The organism is Burkholderia sp. BCC1972, assembly GCF_905339605.1.
Lineage (GTDB): Bacteria > Pseudomonadota > Gammaproteobacteria > Burkholderiales > Burkholderiaceae > Burkholderia.
Genome location: NZ_CAJPGH010000004.1, coordinates 341,334 through 363,773, shown reverse-complemented (window position 1 = coordinate 363,773; position 22,440 = coordinate 341,334). Strand labels below are relative to the sequence as shown.

The following is a 22,440-nucleotide window of genomic DNA, read 5'->3' as shown; positions in this document are numbered from 1 at the left end:
ACCGGGCGTCGGGCCCGGTATACTTTGCTTCGCCGGCCGACGCAAAGAGCCGGTCGTTTTTTCCCATCGAGTGCGATATCCGTATGAAACGTCAATTGTTTGCTTTCGTCGCGGCCGCCGCCGTGTCGGTTTCCGCTTTCGCGCAGAGCGCGCCGGTCGATATCGTCCGCAATGCGGTCGAGGGCACCGTCAATGCGATGAAGGCCGATCCGGCCGCGCGCGGTGGTGACATGGCGAAGGTTTCGGCCGTCGTCGAGCAGCGCTTCCTGCCCGCGACCAACTTCGAGCGCACGACCCGCATCGCGGTCGGCGACGCATGGAAGCAGGCCACGCCGCAACAGCAGCAGGAGCTGTACAAGCAGTTCAAGCTGCTGATGACGCGTACCTATGCCGCATCGCTCGCGCAGCTCGGCAGCCAGGACGCGAAGTTCTCGTTCAAGGCCGGCGGCGCGTCGGGCGCCGACGCGCTCGTGCAGTCGACGGTCTCGACGCCGGGCGACAGCCAGTCGGTCGGCTATCGTCTCGGCAAGGTCGGCAACGACTGGAAGATCTACGACATCGACATGTCGGGTGCGTGGCTGATCCAGGTCTACCAGGGCCAGTTCAAGAGCCAGCTGGCGTCGGGCGGGATCGACGGCCTGATCGCGTACCTGCAGAAGCACAATTCGCGGACGAACTGACGGCCGTTGCAAGGCCGCGGACCGGATGCATGAAGGGCGCCCTCGGGCGCCCTTTTTTATTCGTAGGTCGGTCGAGCGGTGGAGAGAGGATGGCTACCGCGAGATGCTGGCTCATCGAATCACATACGAAGCGAGAAAAAACAGCATCGTAGGGGCAATTAATGTGGCCAAGGAGCACAGCACCTTTTGCGGTGTCGCCCGTCGCTGCCCTTAGTCTCCAGCCCGCGAGGCAAACCCAAGCGATGGCCCAATCAGAAACCCGACCAGCAGAGTGACAAGCGGCCACGGCGGTGAGCACAGGTCGATCTCATGGCAACCGTCCCGGCCCGAAGGCAGTCGCAAGCCGATATGAATTTGCCAGTTGATCCGGTTTCCGATCCAGCATGCGAGCCAAGTCGTGATCAGGCCGGCGATCCAGTACAGGGGCGAGTATCCGACGCGTCTCATTCTGAGTTGCCAGTCGGTCGGATGGTTAACGGGATTTCCTGCGAGTTACGGCAATTGCGCCGGCCAATGCGAAAATTAAAATCAATCCGCCCCATGCGACGAAAAATAGATTCGCGATCTCGGGGTTCGTGTCGAAGAGGCTTCCCTTGCCGCGCAGGACGAATGCCCCGTACACGTAGAGCGCTCCCCAGCAGATCATTGTCGCGAGCGCTCCACCGACAAGTGCGCCAGCTACCACGTTCACGAGTTTCATTTGACGGGAAAAAACAAGATGGTTTTCGAATTTCGGAAATCCGACCAGATGCCCGGTAGGACTATATTCCATGAAATCCGCACGCCTGATCCGAAGCCGGTGAGTTTGTTCCCGTTCCAGAGGTCGACGTGACCGCCACTCAAGTTGTCTGGTGAGTCGCCATCCTGCAGCCAATAGCCGTCGAAGAATATGATTCCGGTCCGCCCGGATACCTTACTCGCCCAATTCGGTCCCGTGATGTTCTCGGGAGCCAGTACTCCCGCGACCGGCCGCAGCTTCAACCACTCCGCGAACTCGTATGCGCGAGTCGCGGTCGGCTTGTCGTCGATCAGAAGTCGGCCCAGCGTCGGTTTGCCCGGCATCGGCCGAACCTGCTTCTGCGAAAACGACTTCATTGCGATGCCGACCTTGTGCAGCGTCACGCTCATCCGGATCGCACACTGGTTCTTGTATTGTCCGTTCGGATCGTCGTATGGGTTTCCGTGCGCGTAGTTCTTCCAGAGCTCGGAAAACGTCACCGACTTCAACTCGACTTCCTTGTGCGACTTCGGCACGGCGGTCGTCTTTACGGCTGTTCTCGGGTTCGGCATTATGCGGCCCCCCTTGATCTGGCGAGGGCTTCGTCACCCCAGTAGACGACGTATTCATCCTCACTCGCAGTGTGAATACGCGGCAGATACCCGCTGTCGTCGAGTTGGCCCGAGTGGATGCGTCCATCCGATGTCTCGATAACGTACGGATAACCGGCCGACGCTCCACTCCCGATGGCGTGAACGGATTCGTCGTAAGTGCCCGCGATGATCGACACGACACCGCCTTCCCGATTTCTTCCGGACGTCACAACACCTGCCGTTTCCATCATGTCGTCGCACCATGATTCACCGGCGAGAAGCGCAACGATGCGTGGCGGTGTCGGGCAGCCGCATAAGACGACGTCGCCGTCGGCGGCCGTTTCACCCATGAATTTGAGGCGTCGTGGCCCGCCGGACTTGGCGATCGGCCCGGTACCTTGGCATGCATCGCAGAATGCCAGACCGCCGATCAGCGCAACCTGACGGCCGGGACTGCCGAATGTGAATGTCGGCCCCGTGTAGGCAAGAATGCTTCCCCCGGTTTCCAGCGCGTCGCCGACCACCGCGATACGGCGCATCATGATTTCGCTCCTCGGTTCTGGTCGCCAACCCGTGTCGGCGATGCCGTGTGCCGCGTGACGACGTCGCGCACTCGAAGGCGTGGCTCATGAAGCTGTCGCCCGCCGCGGCAAGCGAAAGAATTCCATCGCCCCCGGGGTGAGGTCGATTGGACAAGTATGAAATTTGAAGGTGAATCGCGCGTCGCGCGAGCAATCTAGGTACGCTTGCCCTATCGCCGCCGATGCTCGACCGCGAACTTGATCAGCTCGGCCTGCCCTTCGATCTCCAGCTTGCGCTTCAGGTTGAGCCGGTGCGTTTCGACCGTGCGCACCGACAGCCCCGTCTGCTGCGCGATCTGCTTGCTCGACAACCCTTCCGCCAGCGCATCGAGGATGTCGCGTTCGCGCGGCGTCAGCCGGTCCAGCGGCGACGCGGTCGCGCTCGCCTGGATCATCCGCGCGGCGAGCCCTTCGCTGAAGAACGTCTGCCCGGCCAGCACCGCGCCGATCGCGCGGACGATCTCGCTCGCGGGCGAATCCTTCAGCAGGTAGCCGCTCGCGCCGGCCCGCACGGCCTGCGTCACGTATTCGACGTTGTCGTGCATCGACAGCATCAGCACGCGGATGCCGGGAAAACGATCGTGGAACACGCCCGCGAGCGTGATGCCGTTCATCCCGTTCATGCCGACGTCCATCAGCGCGAGGTCGGGCTCGAGCGACGCGGCGAGCGCGAGCGCCTCGTCGGCGTTGCCGGCCTCGCCGACCACCGACAGGTCGGCCGCTTCGAGCCGCATCCGCAGGCCGTCGCGCACGAGCGGGTGATCGTCGACGAGCAGCAGTCGGGCGGCGGGCCGGGCGGTGTCGGGGGCGCTCATGCGTGAAAGGTCTCCTGTCATGGGGCGTATCGTCACGCCGCACTGCGCAGCGGCACGCGCGCGGCAACGATCGTATGGCCGACCTGCGACGTGATCGACAGCATGCCGCCGAGCGCGTCGAGGCGCTCGCGCATGTTGCGCAGGCCGATGCCGCGGCGCGCGTCGGCCTGCGAGCGTTCGGCGTCGAAGCCGCAGCCGTTGTCGGCGATGGTCAGCGTGACGGAATGCGCGCCGACGTCGAGCGTGACGGCCGCGCGCGACGCCTGCGCATGATGCACGATGTTGCTCAACGCTTCCTGCGCGATCCGGAACAACGCGGTGTTCACGGCCTCGGGCAGCGGCTGCGCGCCGCTGTGCGCAACCTGCGTATAGCCGATGTCGATGCCGCTTTCGGCGCCGAGCTCGCGCACGAGCTGTTCGAGCGCGGCCGCGAGGCCGAGATCGTCGAGCATCGACGGACGCAGCGCATGCGAGATGCGCCGCACTTCGCGCAGCGTGTCGCCGAGCCGCCCGACACCCGACGCGAGCGCCTGCTCGGCCTCGGGCACGCGCGACGTGCCGCGCTCGAAGCGCGCGAGCGCGGATTCGAGCATCAGCTTCGCGGACACCATCATCTGGCTGATCCCGTCGTGCAGCTCGCGCGACAGCCGCGCCCGCTCCTGCTCCTGCGATTCGACGACGCGCTGCGCGAGCAGCTTGAGCTTCGCGTCGGCGCTGCGCGACTCGCTGACGTTCAGCACCAGGGCGCACACGGCGATCGCCGCCGCGCCGGTCAGTGCGATCGCGGTGAGCCAGCTCATCGTGCGCTCGATGTTCGCGGACGCGCGCGCGTCGATGCGTTGCAGCGCGGTATCGACATCGTCGAGATAGATGCCGGTGCCGACCATCCAGCCCCAGCGTTCGAGCGCGACGACGTAGCCGAGCTTCGGCGCGACGCGGCCGGTGGACGGCCGCTGCCACGCATAGCGCACGTAGCCGCCGCCGCTCGACGCGGCGCCGATCAGCTGCTGGATCGTCAGCGCGCCCTGCGGGTCGCGCATCGACCAATAGTTGTGGCCGACGCGTTCGGGCTCGCGCGGATGCATCAGCGAATTGCCGTGCAGGTCGTACACGAAGAAATAGCCGTCCGGGCCGAAATCCATTTTCTGCAGCATCGCGAGCGCCTGCGTGCGCAGCAGCGCGTCGTCGCGCGCGTTGCGGCCGCTCGCGTCGTAGAGCGGCATGATCGCGCTCGTCGCGAGCTCGACGTAGTGCTTCAGCTCGACTTCCTTGCTCGACAGGTACGCGGCCTGGATCGTCGCGTGCTGCGTACGCGCAAGCGACGTAGCCTGCTGGCGCACGCCGAAGCCGATGCCGGCGATCGCGAGCAGGAACGGCACGATGGCCAGAAGGAAGATCTTTGCCTTGAGTCTCATGGTGGTGCGAAGCGGCCGCGAACCGGCGCGGGCCGGCCGGGCGCATCAGCCGCGCGGCGGCGTGGTGGCGGATCGAGCCGACATTGTCGGCGATTTTGCGCGCGGGCGGCTGCAGCGGCCCGGGCACCCGGGCGCTCAGGCCCGGCGCGATTCGAGATGGCTGGCGGACACTGCCGTCTGCACGACGATGCGGTTGCGCCCGGCTTCTTTCGCGCGATACAGCGCGTCGTCGGCGAGCTTCAGCGCGCCCTGCATGTCGTCGTCGCGTTCGGGATAGCTCGTCGTCACGCCGATGCTCACGGTCAGGCGGCCGGCCGTGCCGGCGTCGTGCCGGATGCCGAGATCGAGGATGCCCGTGCGGATCGTTTCGGCGATCGTCACCGCGCCGTCCGTGTCGATGTCGGGCAGCACCACGACGAATTCCTCGCCGCCGTAGCGTGCCGCGTAGTCGGCCGGGCGGCGCAGGCAGCCGGCGATGCAGTGGCCGACCGCGGCGAGCGCGTCGTCGCCGGCCTGGTGGCCCTGCGTGTCGTTGTAGCGCTTGAAGTAGTCGACGTCGATGAACAGCAGCGACAGCGCGTGCTGCGAACGGGCGGCGCGGCGCCATTCGCGCGCGAGCGTGACGTCGAGCATCCGGCGGTTGTCGAGGCCGGTGAGGCCGTCGGTACGCGCGAGCGCCTGCAGTTCGGTTTCCGCGCGGTGGCGCTTGCGCAGCTGCACGTCGAGCAGCAGCGACAGGCCGACGAAGCCGATCGCGAGCGCGGCCATCGCGGAGCCGATCGGAATCGCGCGGTCGTACCACGCGGCGTAGGTGTCGGCTTCCGAGCGCGCGACCATGATGATGAGCGGCAGGTGCTCGAGGTGCCGGAACACGTACAGGCGCCGCACGCCGTCGATCGACGCGGTGTCGGCGAAGCTGCCTTCGTTGGCCATCATGAAGCGCCGGAACGTGCTGGCATGGCTGATGTCGCGGCCGACGATCTTGGGGTCGTACGGCTCGCGCGCGAGCATCTTGCCGTCCGTATTGATCAGCGCGATCGAGCCGCGATCGCCGAGCGACAGCCGCGAGAACAGGTTCTGGAAATATTCGAGCCGGATCGACATCACCGCGACGCCGCCGAACGACCCGTCGGGTTTCGTGATCCGCCGGCTGAGCGCGATGCTCGGCGAGCCGCCGCGCAGCCGCGAATGGTATGGCGGGCTGACGTACAGGCCGACGTCGGGGTGGTCGCGAGGCACGGTGAAGTACGGTTCGTTGGCGAAGTTGGCCTTGCGCGGCACGTCGCCCTTGCCGTCGACCGAGATGTCACCCTTCGCATCGAGCACGTAGATGCCGCCGAGGTACTTGGCCGTCGTCGCCCGGTCGAACAGCACCTGGCGGCGCAGCGGCATCGGCAGCTTGACGACGTCGGGGTCGTTCTCGCCTTCGACGACGGCCTGCAGCGACAGCGAGTAGATCTCGATGTTGCGTTCGATGTCCCACGACGCCATCAGTGCGAGATTCTGCTGCATGGCGATCGAGCGGTCGCGCGCGTCGATGCGGCCTTCGTACAGCACGATCCCGCACAGGAGCAGCAGGATCAGCGCGATCAGCAGCCCCGTATAGAAGATCAGGTGCGGCAGCAGGAACCTGCGCAAATGAGCGGCGACACGGCTCGTCAGGCCGGATTCGCTGGGCATTGCGTAGTCGGTTTCTGCCATGGTCCGAGGATCGATGGGCATCGTCGCCAGGCGGCGGGCCGATGCGATTGTTCGTATGACGTGTCGGCGGCGATCCGGCGTGCGGCCCTTCCGGCGCCTCTCAGCCTTTCAGCGGAGAAAATGGACACCGATTATCGGCAATCGCGGCCAGATAAACCGGTAAATCATCGATTCACCGGCAACATCTGCCGCGATTCGACGATCCGGAGAATCGGGCGGCGCGGATTCAACGGAGTATAACGCGCGCGTTCGCGTACGCGGAAAATGTTGCAGCCCGTTGATCCGGATCAAATTACCGTGAATACCCGAACTTGCAAATATCGGGGAAAGCGTTGCGGCGCAAGGCTCCGTGGGGTGGCAGATGCGTCCGCGATGCGCAAGACCGGCGATTTCGCCGGTTTAACGGCGCGCACGCCTGAAACTTGAATGCGGAAGATGCGTACCGATTATCGGTTTCAACGGACGATTTCAACGGCCGTACGAAAGTGAATATGAAAACGGGCGGCCGCGCGGGCCGCCCGTTTCATGACGCCGGCTGGCATGCGGGCCGGGCCCGCATGCGCTTGCCTCAAGCGCCGTGCTGTTGCGCCTTGAATGCGAGGCGGAACTGGTGCAGCAGCGGCTCGGTGTAACCGCTCGGCTGCGACGTGCCCTGCAGCGCGAGCGCGCACGCGGCCTTGAACGCGGTCGACTGGTCGTAGCCGGGCGCCATCGGTCGATAGTTCGGGTCGCCGGCGTTCTGCTGGTCGACGACGCGCGCCATCCGCTTGAACACGTCGAGCACGAACGCCTCCGTGATCACGCCGTGGCGCAGCCAGTTCGCGATGTGCTGGCTCGAAATGCGCAGCGTGGCACGGTCTTCCATCAGGCCGACGTCGTGGATGTCGGGCACCTTCGAGCAGCCGACGCCCTGCTCGACCCAGCGCACGACGTAGCCGAGGATGCCCTGCGCGTTGTTCTCGACTTCGCTCAGGATCTCGGCCTCGCTCCACGCGGCGCGCTCGACGACCGGCACGGTCAGCAGGCCTTCGAGCAGCGTGTCGCGTTCGCTCGCGTACGGCGTCTTCTCGAGTTCCTGCTGGACGGCCTGCACGTCGACGAGGTGGTAATGCAGCGCGTGCAGCGTCGCGGCGGTCGGCGACGGCACCCAGGCGGTGTTCGCGCCGGCGCGCGGATGCGCGATCTTCTGCTCGAGCATCGCGTGCATCAGGTCCGGCATCGCCCACATGCCCTTGCCGATCTGCGCGCGGCCGCGCAGGCCGGCCGACAGGCCCGCGAGCACGTTGTTGCGCTCGTACGACTGGATCCACGCCGACGATTTCATGTCGCCCTTGCGGATCATCGGGCCCGCTTCCATCGCGGTGTGCATCTCGTCGCCGGTGCGGTCGAGGAAGCCGGTGTTGATGAACGCCACGCGCGCGGCGGCGGCGGCGACACACGCGGCGAGATTCACGCTGGTGCGTCGCTCCTCGTCCATGATGCCCATCTTCAGCGTGTTGCGCGGCAGGCCGTACAGATCCTCGATGCGCGCGAACAGCGTATCGGCGAACGCGACTTCGACCGGGCCGTGCATCTTCGGCTTCACGATGTAGATCGAGCCCGTGCGCGAATTGCGTTTCGCCTTCAGGTCGTGCAACGCGCACAGCGTCGTGACGACGCCGTCGAGGATGCCTTCCGGAATCTCGTTGCCGTTGCGGTCCAGCACGGCGCCGTTGGTCATCAGGTGGCCGACGTTGCGCACGAACAGCAGCGAGCGGCCGTGCAGCGACAGCGTGCCGCCGTCGGGCGTCGTGTACTCGCGATCGGCGTTCAGGCGGCGCGTGAAGCTTTTGCCGCCCTTCGCGACTTCCTCGACCAGCGTGCCCTGCATCAGGCCGAGCCAGTTGCGGTAGAGCTGGACCTTGTCTTCGGCGTCGACCGCCGCGACCGAATCCTCGCAGTCGATGATCGTGCTGACCGCGGCTTCGAGCACGACGTCCTTCACGTTCGCGAGATCGGCGCGGCCGATCGGCGTCGAGGCATCGATCTGGATCTCGAGGTGCAGCCCGTTGTGCTTCAGCAGGATTGCGGACGGTGCGTCGGCGGCGCCCTGGTAGCCGACGAACTGCGCCGGCTGCGCGAGATGCACGACGCCCTTGCCGGTTTCGACGGCGAGCTGGCCGTCCTGCACGCGATAGCGCAGCGCGTCGCGGTGCGAGCCGCTCGCGAGCGGCGCCGCGTTGTCGAGCACGTCGCGCGCGTAGTCGATCACGCGCTGGCCGCGTGTCGGGTTGTAGGCGGCGGTGCGTTCGGCGCCGCCGTCTTCGGGCAGCGCGTCGGTGCCGTACAGCGCGTCGTACAGGCTGCCCCAGCGGGCGTTCGCGGCATTCAGCGCATAGCGCGCGTTCGACAGCGGCACGACGAGTTGCGGGCCGGCCTGCGTGGCGATCTCGCTGTCGACGTTCGCGGTGGCTGCCGCGACGTTCGACGGGACCGGCACGAGGTAGCCGATTTGTTCGAGGAACGCGCGGTACGCGGCGTGGTCGCGTACGGGGCCCGGGTGTGCACGGTGCCACGCGTCGAGTTCCTGCTGCAGGCGGTCGCGTTCCGCGAGCAGTTCGCGGTTGCGCGGCGCGAGATCGTGCACCAGGGCCGAGAAACCGCTCCAGAACGCGGCCTTGTCGATGCCGGTGCCCGGCAGCGCTTCGTTTTCAATGAACTGGCTCAGCGCTGGCGCGACTTGCAGTCCTGCTTGGTCGATCATCGTGATTCCTCCCGGGGAATGAAAAACGCGCGCACGTTGGCTGGCTATGCCACGACGCTTTGTGTACCGGCGTGGGCGATCTGCGCGTCTTGTTCGGACTTTACGCCAGACACACCGATCGCGCCTGCGATCCGGCCGCCGACCGTGACCGGCACGCCGCCTTCGAGCAACCCCGTCAGCGGCGCGCTGAGAAACGCGGTGCGGCCACCGTTGATCATATCCTCATACGCCTTCGTCTCGCGACGTCCGAGCGCCGCCGCGCGCGCCTTGTCCTGCGCGATGGCGCTGCTGGCCGGCGACGCACCGTCCAGCCGCGCGAACGCGAGCAGGTGGCCGCCGTCGTCGACGACGGCGATCGACACGGCCCAGCCGTGGCGCTCCGCTTCCGCGCGGGCGGCGGCGAGCATGCGGTCGGCATCGGCCAGTTCGAGTTCGGGTTTCGTCTGCATGGAGATCCTCCGGAATCAGGTCAGTTGACGAGTCGGTTGTCGACGAGCTCGATCCAGTGGCGCACGGGCGTGCGGCCCGCGCCGTTCAGGTGAGTCTGGCAGCCGACGTTCGCCGTGACAATCAGGTCCGGCCGCGCGGCTTCGAGCGCATCGAGTTTGTTGTCGCGCAGTGTCGTCGCGAGTTCGGGCTGCGGGCTGCGTCAGCGAATCCGTGCCGGCCCGGTCGCGGCATCGAGGGCCGTCGGCGGCATTCGTCAGATCAAATCCGGGCCGCGTCGGGACGCTGCAATCGCTGACCGGCCTGCTGCTCAGTTCGGTGTTCGCGTCGGTGAACAACCTCTATCACCGCGAGCCGCTGAAGAAGCAGATCGATCGCCAGCATGCGCGGCACTACAACGCGGTCACGGGGCGGTTGCCCGACCAGGCGCGCAAGGCCGCGAGCGAACCTGTCCGCCAGTGCGTCGCGTATCTGCGCGAGATCGAGCGGGAGGAGCAGCGGCTCGTGCGCTCGACGTTGCGGCTCGAAGGGTGGACTCGAGCCGGCGTGGCTGCGCGGCGGGGCGCACGGGTCGCAACCAGCGCCGTAACCGCTAGAATTGCGGTTTTAGCCCGGAATACGTCCATGTCCTTTGCCTCGCTTGGCCTGATCGAGCCGCTGCTGCGTAACCTGCAGGGCCTCAATTACCAGACACCTACGCCGGTGCAGGCCAAGGCGATTCCCGCCGTGCTCGGCGGCAAGGACGTCATGGCCGCGGCGCAGACCGGCACGGGCAAGACGGCCGGTTTTGCGCTGCCGCTGCTGCAACGGCTCGTGCAACACGGCCCGGCGGTGTCGAGCAACCGCGCGCGCGTGCTGGTGCTGGTGCCCACGCGTGAGCTGGCCGAGCAGGTGCTGCAAAGCTTCGTCGAGTACGGCAAGGGCCTCGATCTGCGTTTCCTGGCCGCCTACGGCGGCGTGAGCATCAACCCGCAGATGATGAAGCTGCGCAAGGGCGTCGATGTGCTCGTTGCCACACCGGGCCGTCTGCTCGACCTCAATCGCCAGAACGCGGTGCAGTTCGATCAGGTGCAGACGCTGGTGCTCGATGAAGCCGACCGCATGCTGGACCTCGGCTTTGCGCGCGAACTCGACGCCGTCTTCGCCGCGTTGCCGGCTCGGCGCCAGACGCTGCTGTTCTCCGCGACGTTTACCGACGATATCCGCGCGATGGCGGCGAACATCCTGCGCAGCCCGGTCGATATCAGCGTCAGCGCGCCCAATGCGACGGCCAGCAAGATCAAGCAGTGGGTGGTGACGGTCGACAAGCGGAACAAGCCCGACTTGTTCATGCACCTGGTGGCCGAGAACAACTGGGAGCACGCGCTGGTGTTCGTCAAGACCCGCAACGGCGTGGATTACCTGGCGGCGATGCTGGATGAAGCGGGCTATGCGGTCGACACCATCCATGGCGACAAGCCGCAACCCGCGCGCCTGCGTGCGCTGGAGCGCTTCAAGGCACGCGAGGTCCAGATGCTGGTCGCCACCGACGTGGCGGCGCGCGGACTCGATATCGACGATCTGCCGCTGGTGATCAACGTCGATCTGCCGATCGTCGCGCAGGATTACGTGCACCGTATCGGCCGTACCGGCCGCGCGGGCGCCAGCGGGGTGGCGGTGTCGCTCGTGTGTGCCGATGAGGCGCCGCAGCTGGCGGCGATCGAGGCGTTGATCCGGCAGACGCTGCGGCGTGAAGAAGAGCCGGGCTTCGAAGCCGAACACCGCGTGCCGGAAACGAGCGCGACGGGGCAGATCGTCAAGAAGCCGAAAAAGCCGAAGAAGCCCAAGGTGCAGCAAGCGGCGCCGGTCGCCAAGCCGATGCCGGGAAAGAAGCCGCGTCCGCAAGCGCAAGGCGGGGAAGGCAAGCGCAAGCCCGCCGCGCCGCACGCGAAGCCGGCCGGTAACGGACCGGATTACACCATCGGCAGCCCGTTCAGTGTGCAGAAGCCGCGCAGCAAGCCCGCTGGCAAGGCGGGTTCGGGGGCAGGCAAGCCGGCGGGGAAACCCGCTGTTGGCCGTGGCAAACGCCAACCCTGATCCGGAATGAAAAAAGCCCGCCAAGGCGGGCAACCTCACGATGCGGAGGGGGAGATACGAAAACGCGGGCCGCGCGCGTTCAGCCTTTCGTCGCGCCGAACGTGAGCCCTGCGACGAAATGCTTCTGCATCGCGAAGAACATCGCGACCGACGGCAGCGCGGCGAGAATCGAGCCGGCCGATACGAGATTCCACGACGTCGTCCATTGCCCTTTCAGCGCCGCGACACCCGCCGTGATCGGTGCGGCCTCATCGCCTTGCGTGAGACACAGCGCCCAGAAGTAATCGTTCCACACGAACGTGAACACCAGGATCGCCAGCGCGGCCAATGCCGGCCGGATCAACGGCAGCACGATCCGCCAGAACACCGTCCATTCCCCGGCGCCTTCGATACGCGCGGCCTCGATCAGCTCGAACGGCAGCTGCTTGATGAAGTTGCGCAGGAACAGCGTGCAGAACCCTGTCTGAAACGCGACATGAAACAGGATCAGCGCTTCGACGGTATTGAACACGCCGAGCCTCAAGGACAGGTCGCGCACCGGAATCATCAGCACCTGCACGGGCACGAAGTTGCCGGCGACGAACGTGCCGAACAGCGCGACATTGCCGCGAAACCGGTAGGTTGCGAGCGCGAAGCCGGCCATCGACGCGAGCGCGATCGAGCCGACCACGGACGGCACCGTGATCTGCACGCTGTTCCAGAAGTAATGCAGCATCGGCGACGTCGTCAGCGCGTCGCGGTAGTTCTCGACCATCGCGAAGTGCCGCGGCCAGCCCCAGTAGTGGCCTTCGACGAGTTCCTCGGTCGAGCGCACCGACGTGACGAACACGGCGATCATCGGCAGCAGCCAGATCACGAGCGCGACGGGCAGCGACAGCTTGTACAGCCGGCGCGATACCGGTTTCCAGTGGGCAACGGGTGTCGGAAACATGGTGAATGAACTCCCGAAAGGTCACTGTTCGTTGCGCAGCATGCGGCGCAACTGGAACACGATGTAGACGAGCATGATCGCGAACAGCACGACCGCGATCGACGCGGAATAGCCGAGCCGGTAGTACTTGATCGCCTGGTCGTACATGTAATACGCGAGCACAGTCGAACTCTCGAACGGGCCGCCGCTCGTCATCACCGAGATCAGGTCGAAGCTGCGCAGCGCGCCGATCACCGTGACGACGATCGCCATGAACGTGGTCGGCCGCAGTTGCGGCAGCACGACGTGCCACAGCAGCGCGAAGCCGCGCGCGCCTTCCATTCGCGCCGCTTCGATCTGTTCCGGATTGACCGACGTGAGGCCGGTCAGGTACAGGATCATGCAGTACGCGGTCTGCGGCCACAGCGCGGCGAACACGACGCCGAGCGTTGCATAGCGCGCGTCGCCGAGCACCGGGATGCCGTGCCCCGCGAGCAGCGCGAGCAGCCCGAAGGTCGGATCGTAGAACCACGAGAAGATCAGGCCGACGACCACGCCGGACAGCACGAACGGCGCGAAGAACAGCGATTTCACGAGCCGGATGCCGCCCACCGCCTGGTTCAGGTACAGCGCGAGCGCAAGGCCGAGCGGCGGCGCGAGCATGAAGAGCGCGAGCCAGATCACGTTGTTGCGCAGCGCCGTGTAGAACGTCGGCGCCTGCAGCAGTTCGGCATAGTTCGCGAAGCCGACGAACGTGCGCTCGGTCATCCCGTCCCAGTTGTACAGGCTCAGCCATAACGTCGACAGGATCGGCCAGATCACATAGACGGCAACCATTGCGCAGGCCGGCGCGAGAAACAGCCACGCGGCGCGCCGTTGCCGCCGCACGGCGGGCGAAGGGCGGCGCGCGGGCAACGCGGTGGCGGATGTCCCGCGCGGCGGCGCGGTGCCGGCGGGCGGGGTGGACGTGATCGGACTGGACACGGCAAGCCTCCTGAACGGACACGGCGGCACGCGGCCGCCGGTTGGGTCACGCGGTCACTTCTTGTAGATCCGCTTGCGGGTCTGTTCGAGTTGCGCGAGCACCGTATCGAGCTGCGCGGGATTCGCGAGGAACTGCTGCATGCCCTTCATCCCTTCGTCGGCCATTTCCTTCGTCATGTCGCGGTCGTAGAACTGCGCGACGCCGCCCTTCGTGTCGGCGAGGATCCGGAAACCGATGCGCGAGATCGGATCGGCCGGCTCGGGCGACTTGCTGTTGGCCGACAGCGAGCCGAGGCCTTCCGCGAGCTTCGCGCCCATCTCGGGCGTTTCGACGAACGCGAGGAACCTGTGCGCGTCGGCCTTGTTCTTCGCCTTCGTCGGGATGTGCAGCGATTCGACCGGGCCGTCCTCGGCGGTCGGCACCTTCGGGTCGATGATCGGGAAGCGGTAGTAACCCATTTCCGGCTTCACGTTCGGCGGGAAACCGGCCGCGATGAAGGTGCCCATCAGCATCATCGCCGCCTTGCCCTGGAACAGGAACGGCTGCGCGCCGTCGAGATCGTAGGACAGCGCGTTGTCGATGAAGTAGCCGGCATCGATCAGCGACTTCCACGTCGTGTAGACCTTCTTCACGCGCGGGTCGGTGTACGGCACGTCGCCGGCCATCAGCTGCTGGTGGAACGCGTTGCCGTTCAGGCGCAGGTCGAGATAGTCGAACCAGCCGGCGAGCGTCCATGCGTCGCGGCCGCCGATCGCGACCGGCGTGATGCCGGCCGCCTTCAGCTTCTTGCACGCGTCGAGAAACTGGTCCCAGGTCTTCGGCTCGTCGGCGATGCCGACCTTGCGGAACAGATCCTTGCGGTAGAACAGCCCCCACGAGTAGTAGACGGTCGGCGCTGCGTACTGCTTGCCGTTGTACGACGATGCGCTGCGCGTCGACGCATACATCGCGTCCCAGCCGTTCTTCGTCCAGTCGCCGCTCAAGTCCTCGAACAGCCCGCGCTTCGCGTAGTACGCCATCCGCTCGCCCGCGTGCCAGTTCACGACGTCCGGCGCGACAGTCGTGAGCCACGCGGGGAGCTGCACCTTGTACGCTTCCTCGTCGACGAAAGTAGGCTTCACGTCGATGTCGGGATGCGCCTTGTGGAACGCTTCGATCGTCGATTGCCAGACCGCGCGCTGGCTCGCGCCCTTGAACGCGATGTTGATCGTCAGCGTGCCGGCATCGGCGGGCGCGGTCATGCCGAGCGACGCGAAGGCGACGGCGGCGGCCGTGGCGAGCCGTGCGGCGGCGCGAAGGGGGCGATGTGTCATGCGTGTCTCCAGTCCTGGGTGTCGTTGTGCGTGACCGGCGTGGCGTGGCGCCGGTGGCGGGGGGCTACGAACGGCTTCGATACACGGCCACGTCCTGCGGGCCGACCTGCGCGGCGCCGAGCACGAACGCCGACGGCGGTACTGCGTCGATCGTGTGCGGTGCGTTGCCGTAGTTGAACACGTAGGTCAGGCCGCCGCGCCGGCTCACGCGCACGCCGTCGCCGAGCGGCGTCGGTGCGAGGCCCGCTTCGGCCGCGACATCGGCGAACAGCTTCACGGTGGTCGTCTCGTCGAACAGCGCGGCCCAGTAGTGCAGCGCGCCATGCGACACGCAGGCCGGATGACCGTCGGCGAAGCGTGCGTGCACGACGCTGCGCGTGCCGTCGTGCAGTTCGACGAAGTCGCGCCAGTGACGCGCGTGGCCCGCGAGCGGCGAACCGTCGCGCAGCGTGCCGTCGATCCGCTCGGTCACGTTCGGCCGCAGCGACTCGACGCGCCACACGCGCACCGGCAGGCTCGATGCGAGCGGGCCGGGCGGCAGCGTCGGCGGAATCTGCAGGTCGACGGTCTTCGAGCCGGTGCGCGGCCCGAACACCGCATGGGCGCCCGATGCGGCGAGCCGTGCCGCGAAATCGTCCGGGACGACGGGCAGCGGCGGGACGACGACCAGACGGTAGCCGTCGAGCGGCGCGTGCGCCGACACGATGTCGACGTCGAGGCCGAGCGAGCGCAGCGCCGAGTAGTACTCGAACGCGAAGCGCGGGTAGTGGAAATCGGCGCCCTGCGGCTGCACTTCGAGCAGCCACTTCGCCTCGTAGTCGAACACGAGCGCGACGGGCGCACGCACCGTACCGTTCGCGTCGGCATCCGCGCCGGCGTCGAGCACGGCGGCGATCTCCCGGGCGACCCGCTGCGCTTCGCGCCCGCCTTCGTCGAGCTGGTTGTCGGGCGTGTTCAGGCCCGCATGCATCTGCTCCTGCGCGAACGGCGCCTGCCGCCAGCGGAAGTACGACACGCAGCCTGCCCCGTGCGCGAACGCTTCCCAGCTCCACAGGCGCACCATGCCCGGCAGCGGCGCGGGGTTCCACTGCGCCCAGTTCACGGGCCCCGGCTGCTGCTCCATCACCCAGAACGGCAGCTTCGACATGCCGCGATACAGGTCGTGATTGAACGACGCGAAATCGGGATGGCCGGTGCGCAGCCAGCGCGCCTTCACGTCGGGTGCGAACCACAGCTCCTCGAGCGCACCGAGCGGGTAGCTGTCCCACGTCGCGATGTCGAGGTCGCGCGCGACCTCGTAGTGATCGAACTCGGTGAACAGCTGCATGAAGTTGTGCGCGACGGGCCGGCCCGGCGAATGCGCGCGGATCACGTCGACCTGCATCCGGTGATAGCGCGCGACCTCGTCGGACGCGAAGCGCCGGTAGTCGAGGCGATGCGACGGATGGGCTTCGGTCACGGTGCCGACGGGGGCATCGACTTCGTCGAAATGGCGATATTCCATGCTCCAGAACACGGTGCCCCACGCGCGGTTCAGCGCGTCGATCGTGCCGTAGCGTGCCTTCAGCCACGCGCGGAAGCGTACGAGCGCGGCCGGCGAGTAGCTGACGACCGTCTGGTGGCAGCCGAGTTCGTTGTCGGTCTGCCAGTAGCGCACGGCCGGGTGGCGGCCGTAGCGTTCGGCGACCGCCGTGCAGATCTGCCGCGACGCTTCGAGATAGGTCGGCGACGAGAAGTCGTAGTGGCGGCGCGAGCCGAACGCGCGCGGCCGGCCGTCCGCGCCGATCGCGAGGATGTCGGGATGGCGGTCGACCAGCCACTTCGGCGGCGTCGCGGTCGGCGTGCACATCACGATCTCGAGGCCGGCCGCGCCGAGCACGTCGACCGCACGGTCGAGCCAGCCCCAGTCGTATTCGCCCGGCGACGGCTCCATGCGGCTCCACGCGAATTCGGCGATCCGCACCTGCTCGATGCCGAGCGCTTTCATCCGGCGGGCGTCATCGGCCCACATCGATTCCGGCCAGTGTTCCGGGTAGTAGCAGACTCCGAGGCGCATGCCGATCCTTATGCGTAGTGGTGGACGTGGAGGTCGGCGCACGCGGGCACCGCGCGGCCGTCTTCGGTGAAGAGATGGCAGGCCGCGGCCGGCGCGTGCACGCGGACACGCTCGCCGGTGCGCACCTGCGCGTCGCCGGGCACCTTCGCGATCAGCGGTGCGCCGCCGGGCGTGTCGAGGTGCACGTAGGTCTGTTCGCCGAGGCGTTCGATGAGCGCGACGTCGCGCGCGAGCGTCGTGGCGTCGAGCGCGGCGCCGAGCGTCAGGTGTTCGGGGCGAATGCCGAGCGTCACGGCGGCGCCGGCACCGAGCGCAGAGCCGTCGCGCGGCAGTGTGAAGGTTTCGCCGGACGGCACGAGCGTGACCGTCGTGCGACGTGCGTCGCACGCGGTGACGACGGCCGGCAGGAAGTTCATCCGCGGCGAGCCGATGAAGCCCGCGACGAAGCGGCTGGCCGGGTGGTGGTAGAGGTCGAGCGGCGCACCGACCTGCGCGATGCTGCCGTGTTGCGCGGTGTCCGCGCCGGCGTGCAGCAGCACGATCTTGTCGGCGAGCGTCATCGCCTCGGTCTGGTCGTGCGTCACGTAGACGACGCTCGCGCGTTCGAACTGCCGGTGCAGCTTCGCGATTTCGACGCGGGTCTGGCCGCGCAGCGCCGCGTCGAGATTCGACAGCGGTTCGTCGAAGAGGAACACGCCGGGCTCGCGCACGATCGCGCGGCCGATCGCGACCCGCTGCCGCTGGCCGCCCGACAGCGCCTTCGGCTTGCGCTCGAGCAGCGTGTCGAGCTGCAGGATGCGCGCGGCGTCGCGCACCTTCCGGTCGATCTCGGCTTTGGGCACGCGGGCGAGCTTCAGCCCGAACGCCATGTTCTCGTACACCGTCATGTGCGGAAACAGCGCGTAGCTCTGGAACACCATCGCGACGCCGCGCTCGGCGGCCGGCACGTCGTCGACGCGGCGCCCGTCGATCGACAACTCGCCCGCGCTCAGGTCCTCGAGGCCGGCAATCATGCGCAGCAGCGTCGACTTGCCGCATCCGGACGGCCCGAGGAACACGCAGAACTCGTGCGCGCCGATCTCCAAATCGACGTCGCGTATGACCGGCGCGTGCTCGCCATAGGCTTTCTGCACGCGCCGCATCGAGATGCTCGCCATTGTCTCCGCTCCATGTTTTAATGCGCCGTACAGCTTGATTAAGCGCTTAATCATTGCGATCAAAAAAAGGGGCGATGCGATCGCGGCCGAGTCGCGCCCGTCGGTCGGGCGGCAAGGTGTGCGACGATAGTGCGCCGCTTCGGTGAGCGAAGCAAATACTGGATCGGTGTCTCATATAGTGAGCAAACGATGGCAACACTGGATGAAGTGGCGCGCCGCGCCGGCGTGACGGCCGCGACGGTGTCGAACGTGCTGCGCGGCCGTGGCCGGGTGGGCGACGCGACGCGTGCGCGCGTGCTGGAGGCCATCGAGGCGCTCGGGTACCGGCCGCATCTCGCCGCGCGGGCGCTGGCGGAAGGGCGCGCGCCGACGGTCGCGCTGATGGTGTCGAGCATCGCGAACCCGTTCTATCCGGAGTTCGCGCTGGCGGTCGAGCGGGCGGTGCGCCGCAACGGGCAGTTCCTGATCGTCTGCAATACGAACGAAGATCCGTTGCAGGGGCGCGCGTATCTCGACCAGATCGCCGGCACGATTTCCGAGGGGATACTCGTGACCAACGCGAACCTGCACCTGCCGGATCTGCTCGACGTCGCGCGGCGCGGCGTGCCGGTCGTGCTGTGCCTGTGGGAGCGGCCCGAGGCGCCGCCCGACGGATTGCCGTGCGTGGCGATCGATTTCCGCGAGGCGGGACGGATCGCGACGCGGCATCTGCTCGAACTCGGTCACGAGAAAATCGGCGTGATCATCGGCGGGTCGGCGAGCGGCGTGCAGGCGGCACGCTACGACGGCTTCATCGACGTGATGCGCGAGGCCGGGCTCGATGCGTCGATCGTCGCGGCCGAGCCCGATTCGATCGAAGGCGGCGTGCGCGCGGCGGGGTGGCTGCTCGATGCGCATCCGCAGCTGACCGCGCTGGTGGCGACCAACGACCTGCCGGCGATCGGCGCGCTGCATGCGGCGGCCGATCGCGGCAGGCGCGTGCCCGATGATCTGTCGATCGTCGGGATGACCGACATTCACCTCGCCAGCGATACGCGCCCCACGCTGACGACCGTCGCGATCCCGACCGCCGAAGCGGCCGGCCTTGCGGTCGAGCTGCTCAATACGTTGCGCGAGGCGGGCGGCCAGAGTGACGAGGCGTCGCGCGTGCGTGTCGCGTCGTTGCCGAAACTGAGGGTGCGCGGGACGACCGGGCCGGTGCCGCGCGCGGTATAACGGCACGCGGGCGAGCCGGGCTCAACTGCCTTCGACGAGCCGCATCACGATGCTTCTCGCCGACTCGAGATGCGCGATCGTCATCGAGCGTGCCGCACGCGCATTGCGTTCGCGACATGCCCGCAGAATCTCTTCGTGCTCGACCTGGAACGACGGCGTATCGGCGAGCAGCGTGGTCTGCAGGCGCTCGTAACGTTCGACCTGGCTGCGCAATTCGGCAATCGACTTCAACTGTCGCGCGTTACCGCAGCACGAGTAAAGCAACGCGTGGAATTCGCGGTTCAGTTCTCCCTGCCTGCGCGACACGGTCGCATCGCCGAGCAGGCGATGCACGAGTTCGGCGCGCGCCAGCGTTTCGTCGTCGAGCCGCTTCACGCTCCGGTAGATCGCGTCGCCTTCGAGCAGCACGCGCAGGTCGTAGATTTCCTGCACGTCGGACGCACTCAGCATCCGCACGACCGCGCCGCGATTCCTGAAGATATCCAGCAAGCCTTCGCGTTCCAGCCGCTGGATCGCCTCGCGCATCGGAATCCGGCTGACGCCGAACCGCTCGGCCAGGTCGCGCTCGACGAGCCGTTCGCCGGCCGAAAGCTCGCCGTTGATGATCATGTCGCGCAGCGATGCGGCGACGGCATCCGCCGTGGAGTCGAGTTTGGCTTCCATGCCTGCGTGTTTCGTCAATTTGGAATAATGGTATACCAAACGGCAATCCAGTGCCACAATGACGGCACACAGGCGGGTGCTGCAAAACGGCATCCGGCACGGTCGAAGCAACCGACATCAATGGAGAGCGAGATGGCATCAGGTGAACACACGTATCGCGTCGCAGTGGAGTGGACGGGCAATCGCGGCACCGGCACGTCGGGATATCGCGAGTACGGCCGCGATCATGTGATCCGTGCCGGATCGAAGCCGGATATCCCCGGTTCGTCGGACGCGGCGTTCCGCGGCGATGCCGCGCGCTGGAACCCCGAGGACCTTTTGGTCGCGTCGGCATCAGCGTGCCACAAGCTCTGGTATCTGCACCTGTGCGCCGAGGCAGGCATTCGCGTGCTCGGCTATGTCGACGACGCGGAAGGCACGATGGTCGACAACGCCCAGGAAGGCCGCTTCACCGAAATCGTGCTGCGCCCGCACGTGACCATTCAGGCGGGCGACGATCGCGAAAAGGCGGCGCACCTGCATCACGATGCGCATGCGAAGTGCTATGTCGCGAACTCGGTCAATTTTCCGATCCGCTGCGAGCCGGTGATCGAGTTTGCTGCTGCCTGACACAGACGCCCGCTAAACGAAATCGACGATGAAGCTTTTCTATTACCCCAGCAATGCCAGCATGGCGCCGCACTTCGTGCTCGAAGAAATCGGTGAGCCGTTCGAGCTTGAGTATGTCGACCGCATGCACGACCAGCATAAGTCGCCGGACTACCTTGCGCTGAATCCGAACGGGCTCATTCCGGTGCTGGTCGATGGAGGTCTCGTGCTGTACGAAGCGGCGGCGATCTGCCTGCATCTGGCTGACACGCATCCGGAGCAGCGGCTTGCGCCTGAACTCGGCACACCGGAGCGCGCGCAGTTCTACAAGTGGCTCATGTGGCTCACCAACACGCTACAGGCGACGCTGATCGCGTACTTCTATCCGGAGCGCTGGGTCGATGCGGGCAACGCGTCAGGCGCCGCGCAGGTCAAGGCGCATGCGGAGGCAAAGATCGCGACGCTGCTGGACCAACTCGAGCAGCAACTGGAAACGAGCGGCGGCTCGTGGCTGCTCGGTGCGCACTACACGGTGCTGGATCCTTATGCGCTGATGCTGTGCCGCTGGACGCGCGGTTTCGCGGCGCCGGCCCGGCAGCGGCCGGTACTCGGTGGTTATCTGCAGCGGGTGCTTGCGCGCCCGGCGATCCAGCGGGCGTTGAAGACGGAAGGGCTCGCGGCGCCCTGGGTGTAACGCGTTAGTGCGGCAGCATGTGCGCCACGCGGCGCGCATGCATTTCGGGTGATACGGCAACCCGGCGACCAAATTGCCGCCGCATCGTCACTGCACGACCCCATAAACCTCCCGCGCAGCCGCACGAATCGCATCGGCCATCATCGCGACGGCCGGCGAATGCAGCCGGTCGGTGCGCGTGATGATGCCGAAATCGTCCATCCGGCAATCCATCTCCAGCGGCAGCAACGTGACGATCCCGTGCCGCGCGTAATAGCGCGCGACGTCCTCGGCGAGCACCGCGATCATGTCGCTCTGCTCCAGCAGTTGCGTGATGAACAGCAGCGCCGCCGTTTCGACGAGGTTCGCCGGCGGCGCGAGGCTCGCGCGCTGGAACACGAGCTCGAAGCGGTGCCGCAGCACGCTGCCGGCCGGCGGCACGACCCACGCGGCGCGCTGCACGTCCGCGAGCGACAGCGGCGCCTGCGCGAGCAGCGGATGGCCGGGCCGCACGACGGCGGCGACCGACTCGCCGGTCAGCGGCTCGTAGCGCAGGCGCAGCTTGTCGTGTTCGGCCGAGAGCCGGCCGAGCACGATGTCGATCTTCTCCTGCGCAAGATGTTCGAGCAGCACGTTGCTGGTGTCGATCTCGACCGACACGTGCAGGCCCGCGTGCGTGCCCTTCACCGCGGCGACGGCCGGCGGCACGAGCCGCAGCCCCGGCGACGTGATCGCGCCCACCGCCACGTGGCCGAGATGGCCGGCCTTCAGCGCGGCCAGTTCCTCGTGCGCCTGGTCGAGGCTGCCGAGCGCCGCACGCGCGTGGCGGATCAGCGCGTCGCCGTACAGCGTCGGCCGCATCCCGCGCGGCAGGCGTTCGAACAGCACCGCGCCGATCGATTCCTCGAGTTCGCGCAGCAGCTTCGACGCGGCCGGCTGCGTCATGTTCAGCGCGGCCGCCGCGCGATGAATGCTGCCTTCGTCGGCAAGCGCGACGACCAGCAGGAGCTGGCGCGTCTTCAGGCGGCCACGGTTTCCCCACGGACTGGCTTCGGGCATCGTACGGGTTTATATCGATATCGGAATCTATATCGTAATCGCCAAAAACGTC

General features: G+C 66.9%; 20 protein-coding genes and 1 pseudogene. 5 read left to right on the top strand and 16 right to left on the bottom strand.

The features are described from left to right. Positions 1-83 precede the first annotated feature (83 nt). Positions 84-680, top strand: coding sequence for a phospholipid-binding protein MlaC (locus U5798_RS09340; RefSeq protein ID WP_124450725.1), 597 nt, complete (start codon positions 84-86; stop codon positions 678-680). Between the two features lie 472 nt (positions 681-1,152). On the opposite strand, the gene U5798_RS09335 is transcribed toward U5798_RS09340, so the two are convergent. The 9 genes and pseudogenes from U5798_RS09335 to U5798_RS09295 all read right to left on the bottom strand — a co-directional run. Further along, a complete protein-coding gene (locus U5798_RS09335; protein ID WP_322081871.1) occupies positions 1,153-1,380 on the bottom strand; it encodes a hypothetical protein in 228 nt (75 codons plus the stop codon). Beyond that, entirely contained in the window at positions 1,377-1,970 is a 594-nt protein-coding gene (locus U5798_RS09330) for a type VI secretion system amidase effector protein Tae4 (protein ID WP_124450727.1), read from the bottom strand. Before U5798_RS09330 ends, U5798_RS09335 begins: the two co-directional genes overlap by 4 nt. Further along, entirely contained in the window at positions 1,970-2,533 is a 564-nt protein-coding gene (locus tag U5798_RS09325) for a PAAR domain-containing protein (protein WP_322081870.1), read from the bottom strand. The genes U5798_RS09330 and U5798_RS09325 overlap by 1 nt, the downstream gene beginning before the upstream one ends. A 209-nt stretch (positions 2,534-2,742) precedes the next feature. Beyond that, the gene (locus tag U5798_RS09320; RefSeq protein WP_059238338.1) at positions 2,743-3,387 is read right to left on the bottom strand and encodes a response regulator; all 645 of its coding nucleotides are present in this window, start codon (positions 3,385-3,387) and stop codon (positions 2,743-2,745) included. A 32-nt stretch (positions 3,388-3,419) separates the two neighbouring features. Further along, positions 3,420-4,802, bottom strand: a complete 1,383-nt coding sequence (locus U5798_RS09315; protein ID WP_322081869.1) for a cache domain-containing protein — start codon at positions 4,800-4,802, stop codon at positions 3,420-3,422. A gap of 135 nt (positions 4,803-4,937) precedes the next feature. After that, the gene (locus U5798_RS09310) at positions 4,938-6,503 is read right to left on the bottom strand and encodes a diguanylate cyclase (RefSeq protein WP_322081868.1); all 1,566 of its coding nucleotides are present in this window, start codon (positions 6,501-6,503) and stop codon (positions 4,938-4,940) included. Between the two features lie 568 nt (positions 6,504-7,071). Further along, positions 7,072-9,246 (bottom strand): malate synthase G, encoded by a 2,175-nt coding sequence (locus U5798_RS09305; protein ID WP_322081867.1) that lies wholly within the window; start codon positions 9,244-9,246, stop codon positions 7,072-7,074. 44 nt (positions 9,247-9,290) lie between these two features. Then, the gene (locus U5798_RS09300) at positions 9,291-9,695 is read right to left on the bottom strand and encodes a GlcG/HbpS family heme-binding protein (RefSeq protein WP_322081866.1); all 405 of its coding nucleotides are present in this window, start codon (positions 9,693-9,695) and stop codon (positions 9,291-9,293) included. A 20-nt stretch (positions 9,696-9,715) separates the two neighbouring features. Further along, positions 9,716-9,980: pseudogene (locus tag U5798_RS09295) on the bottom strand (heterodisulfide reductase-related iron-sulfur binding cluster); the annotation flags it as partial. Between the two features lie 337 nt (positions 9,981-10,317). On the opposite strand from U5798_RS09295, the gene U5798_RS09290 reads away from it, so the two are divergent. Further along, on the top strand, positions 10,318-11,769 hold the full coding sequence (locus tag U5798_RS09290; protein ID WP_322081892.1) for a DEAD/DEAH box helicase: 1,452 nt from the start codon (positions 10,318-10,320) through the stop codon (positions 11,767-11,769). Between the two features lie 79 nt (positions 11,770-11,848). On the opposite strand, the gene U5798_RS09285 is transcribed toward U5798_RS09290, so the two are convergent. From U5798_RS09285 to U5798_RS09265, 5 genes are all read right to left on the bottom strand, one after another. Beyond that, positions 11,849-12,700 carry a carbohydrate ABC transporter permease gene (locus U5798_RS09285; RefSeq protein WP_322081865.1) on the bottom strand — a complete coding sequence of 284 codons (852 nt, stop codon included), beginning with the start codon at positions 12,698-12,700 and terminating at the stop codon, positions 11,849-11,851. Positions 12,701-12,721: 21 nt separating this feature from the next. Further along, positions 12,722-13,663, bottom strand: a complete 942-nt coding sequence (locus U5798_RS09280; protein ID WP_322081864.1) for a sugar ABC transporter permease — start codon at positions 13,661-13,663, stop codon at positions 12,722-12,724. A gap of 54 nt (positions 13,664-13,717) precedes the next feature. Then, on the bottom strand, positions 13,718-14,977 hold the full coding sequence (locus U5798_RS09275; RefSeq protein ID WP_322081863.1) for an ABC transporter substrate-binding protein: 1,260 nt from the start codon (positions 14,975-14,977) through the stop codon (positions 13,718-13,720). A 64-nt stretch (positions 14,978-15,041) separates the two neighbouring features. Then, a complete protein-coding gene (locus U5798_RS09270) occupies positions 15,042-17,033 on the bottom strand; it encodes a beta-galactosidase (RefSeq protein WP_322081862.1) in 1,992 nt (663 codons plus the stop codon). A gap of 8 nt (positions 17,034-17,041) precedes the next feature. Then, complete coding sequence (locus tag U5798_RS09265; RefSeq protein ID WP_322081861.1) at positions 17,042-18,190, bottom strand: sn-glycerol-3-phosphate ABC transporter ATP-binding protein UgpC; 1,149 nt, start codon at positions 18,188-18,190, stop codon at positions 17,042-17,044. A gap of 189 nt (positions 18,191-18,379) precedes the next feature. Here U5798_RS09265 and U5798_RS09260 point away from each other — a divergent pair, with 189 nt between their 5' ends. Next, positions 18,380-19,405, top strand: coding sequence for a LacI family DNA-binding transcriptional regulator (locus tag U5798_RS09260; protein WP_322081860.1), 1,026 nt, complete (start codon positions 18,380-18,382; stop codon positions 19,403-19,405). A gap of 21 nt (positions 19,406-19,426) precedes the next feature. Here the strand turns inward: U5798_RS09260 and U5798_RS09255 are convergent, their stop codons facing one another. Beyond that, positions 19,427-20,068 carry a GntR family transcriptional regulator gene (locus U5798_RS09255; protein WP_322081859.1) on the bottom strand — a complete coding sequence of 214 codons (642 nt, stop codon included), beginning with the start codon at positions 20,066-20,068 and terminating at the stop codon, positions 19,427-19,429. 132 nt (positions 20,069-20,200) lie between these two features. On the opposite strand from U5798_RS09255, the gene U5798_RS09250 reads away from it, so the two are divergent. Both U5798_RS09250 and U5798_RS09245 read left to right on the top strand, forming a co-directional pair. After that, a complete protein-coding gene (locus U5798_RS09250; RefSeq protein ID WP_124450753.1) occupies positions 20,201-20,677 on the top strand; it encodes an OsmC family protein in 477 nt (158 codons plus the stop codon). Positions 20,678-20,705: 28 nt separating this feature from the next. Beyond that, positions 20,706-21,350 (top strand): glutathione S-transferase family protein, encoded by a 645-nt coding sequence (locus tag U5798_RS09245; protein ID WP_322081858.1) that lies wholly within the window; start codon positions 20,706-20,708, stop codon positions 21,348-21,350. Positions 21,351-21,437: 87 nt separating this feature from the next. On the opposite strand, the gene U5798_RS09240 is transcribed toward U5798_RS09245, so the two are convergent. Continuing rightward, entirely contained in the window at positions 21,438-22,388 is a 951-nt protein-coding gene (locus U5798_RS09240) for a LysR substrate-binding domain-containing protein (RefSeq protein ID WP_124450755.1), read from the bottom strand. Positions 22,389-22,440: the final 52 nt, after the last annotated feature.

Excerpts from the sequence above, each read along its gene's own strand:
- U5798_RS09240 (WP_124450755.1), bottom strand. The coding sequence starts at position 22,388 with ATGCCCGAAGCCAGTCCGTGGGGAAACCGTGGCCGCCTGAAGACGCGC.
- U5798_RS09320 (WP_059238338.1), bottom strand. The coding sequence starts at position 3,387 with ATGAGCGCCCCCGACACCGCCCGGCCCGCCGCCCGACTGCTGCTCGTC.
- U5798_RS09270 (WP_322081862.1), bottom strand. The coding sequence starts at position 17,033 with ATGCGCCTCGGAGTCTGCTACTACCCGGAACACTGGCCGGAATCGATG.
- U5798_RS09250 (WP_124450753.1), top strand. The coding sequence starts at position 20,201 with ATGGCATCAGGTGAACACACGTATCGCGTCGCAGTGGAGTGGACGGGC.
- U5798_RS09325 (WP_322081870.1), bottom strand. The coding sequence starts at position 2,533 with ATGATGCGCCGTATCGCGGTGGTCGGCGACGCGCTGGAAACCGGGGGA.
- U5798_RS09290 (WP_322081892.1), top strand. The coding sequence starts at position 10,318 with ATGTCCTTTGCCTCGCTTGGCCTGATCGAGCCGCTGCTGCGTAACCTG.
- U5798_RS09340 (WP_124450725.1), top strand. The coding sequence starts at position 84 with ATGAAACGTCAATTGTTTGCTTTCGTCGCGGCCGCCGCCGTGTCGGTT.
- U5798_RS09260 (WP_322081860.1), top strand. The coding sequence starts at position 18,380 with ATGGCAACACTGGATGAAGTGGCGCGCCGCGCCGGCGTGACGGCCGCG.
- U5798_RS09275 (WP_322081863.1), bottom strand. The coding sequence starts at position 14,977 with ATGACACATCGCCCCCTTCGCGCCGCCGCACGGCTCGCCACGGCCGCC.
- U5798_RS09245 (WP_322081858.1), top strand. The coding sequence starts at position 20,706 with ATGAAGCTTTTCTATTACCCCAGCAATGCCAGCATGGCGCCGCACTTC.
- U5798_RS09330 (WP_124450727.1), bottom strand. The coding sequence starts at position 1,970 with ATGCCGAACCCGAGAACAGCCGTAAAGACGACCGCCGTGCCGAAGTCG.
- U5798_RS09255 (WP_322081859.1), bottom strand. The coding sequence starts at position 20,068 with ATGGAAGCCAAACTCGACTCCACGGCGGATGCCGTCGCCGCATCGCTG.
- U5798_RS09285 (WP_322081865.1), bottom strand. The coding sequence starts at position 12,700 with ATGTTTCCGACACCCGTTGCCCACTGGAAACCGGTATCGCGCCGGCTG.
- U5798_RS09310 (WP_322081868.1), bottom strand. The coding sequence starts at position 6,503 with ATGGCAGAAACCGACTACGCAATGCCCAGCGAATCCGGCCTGACGAGC.
- U5798_RS09305 (WP_322081867.1), bottom strand. The coding sequence starts at position 9,246 with ATGATCGACCAAGCAGGACTGCAAGTCGCGCCAGCGCTGAGCCAGTTC.
- U5798_RS09265 (WP_322081861.1), bottom strand. The coding sequence starts at position 18,190 with ATGGCGAGCATCTCGATGCGGCGCGTGCAGAAAGCCTATGGCGAGCAC.
- U5798_RS09315 (WP_322081869.1), bottom strand. The coding sequence starts at position 4,802 with ATGAGACTCAAGGCAAAGATCTTCCTTCTGGCCATCGTGCCGTTCCTG.
- U5798_RS09335 (WP_322081871.1), bottom strand. The coding sequence starts at position 1,380 with ATGAAACTCGTGAACGTGGTAGCTGGCGCACTTGTCGGTGGAGCGCTC.
- U5798_RS09300 (WP_322081866.1), bottom strand. The coding sequence starts at position 9,695 with ATGCAGACGAAACCCGAACTCGAACTGGCCGATGCCGACCGCATGCTC.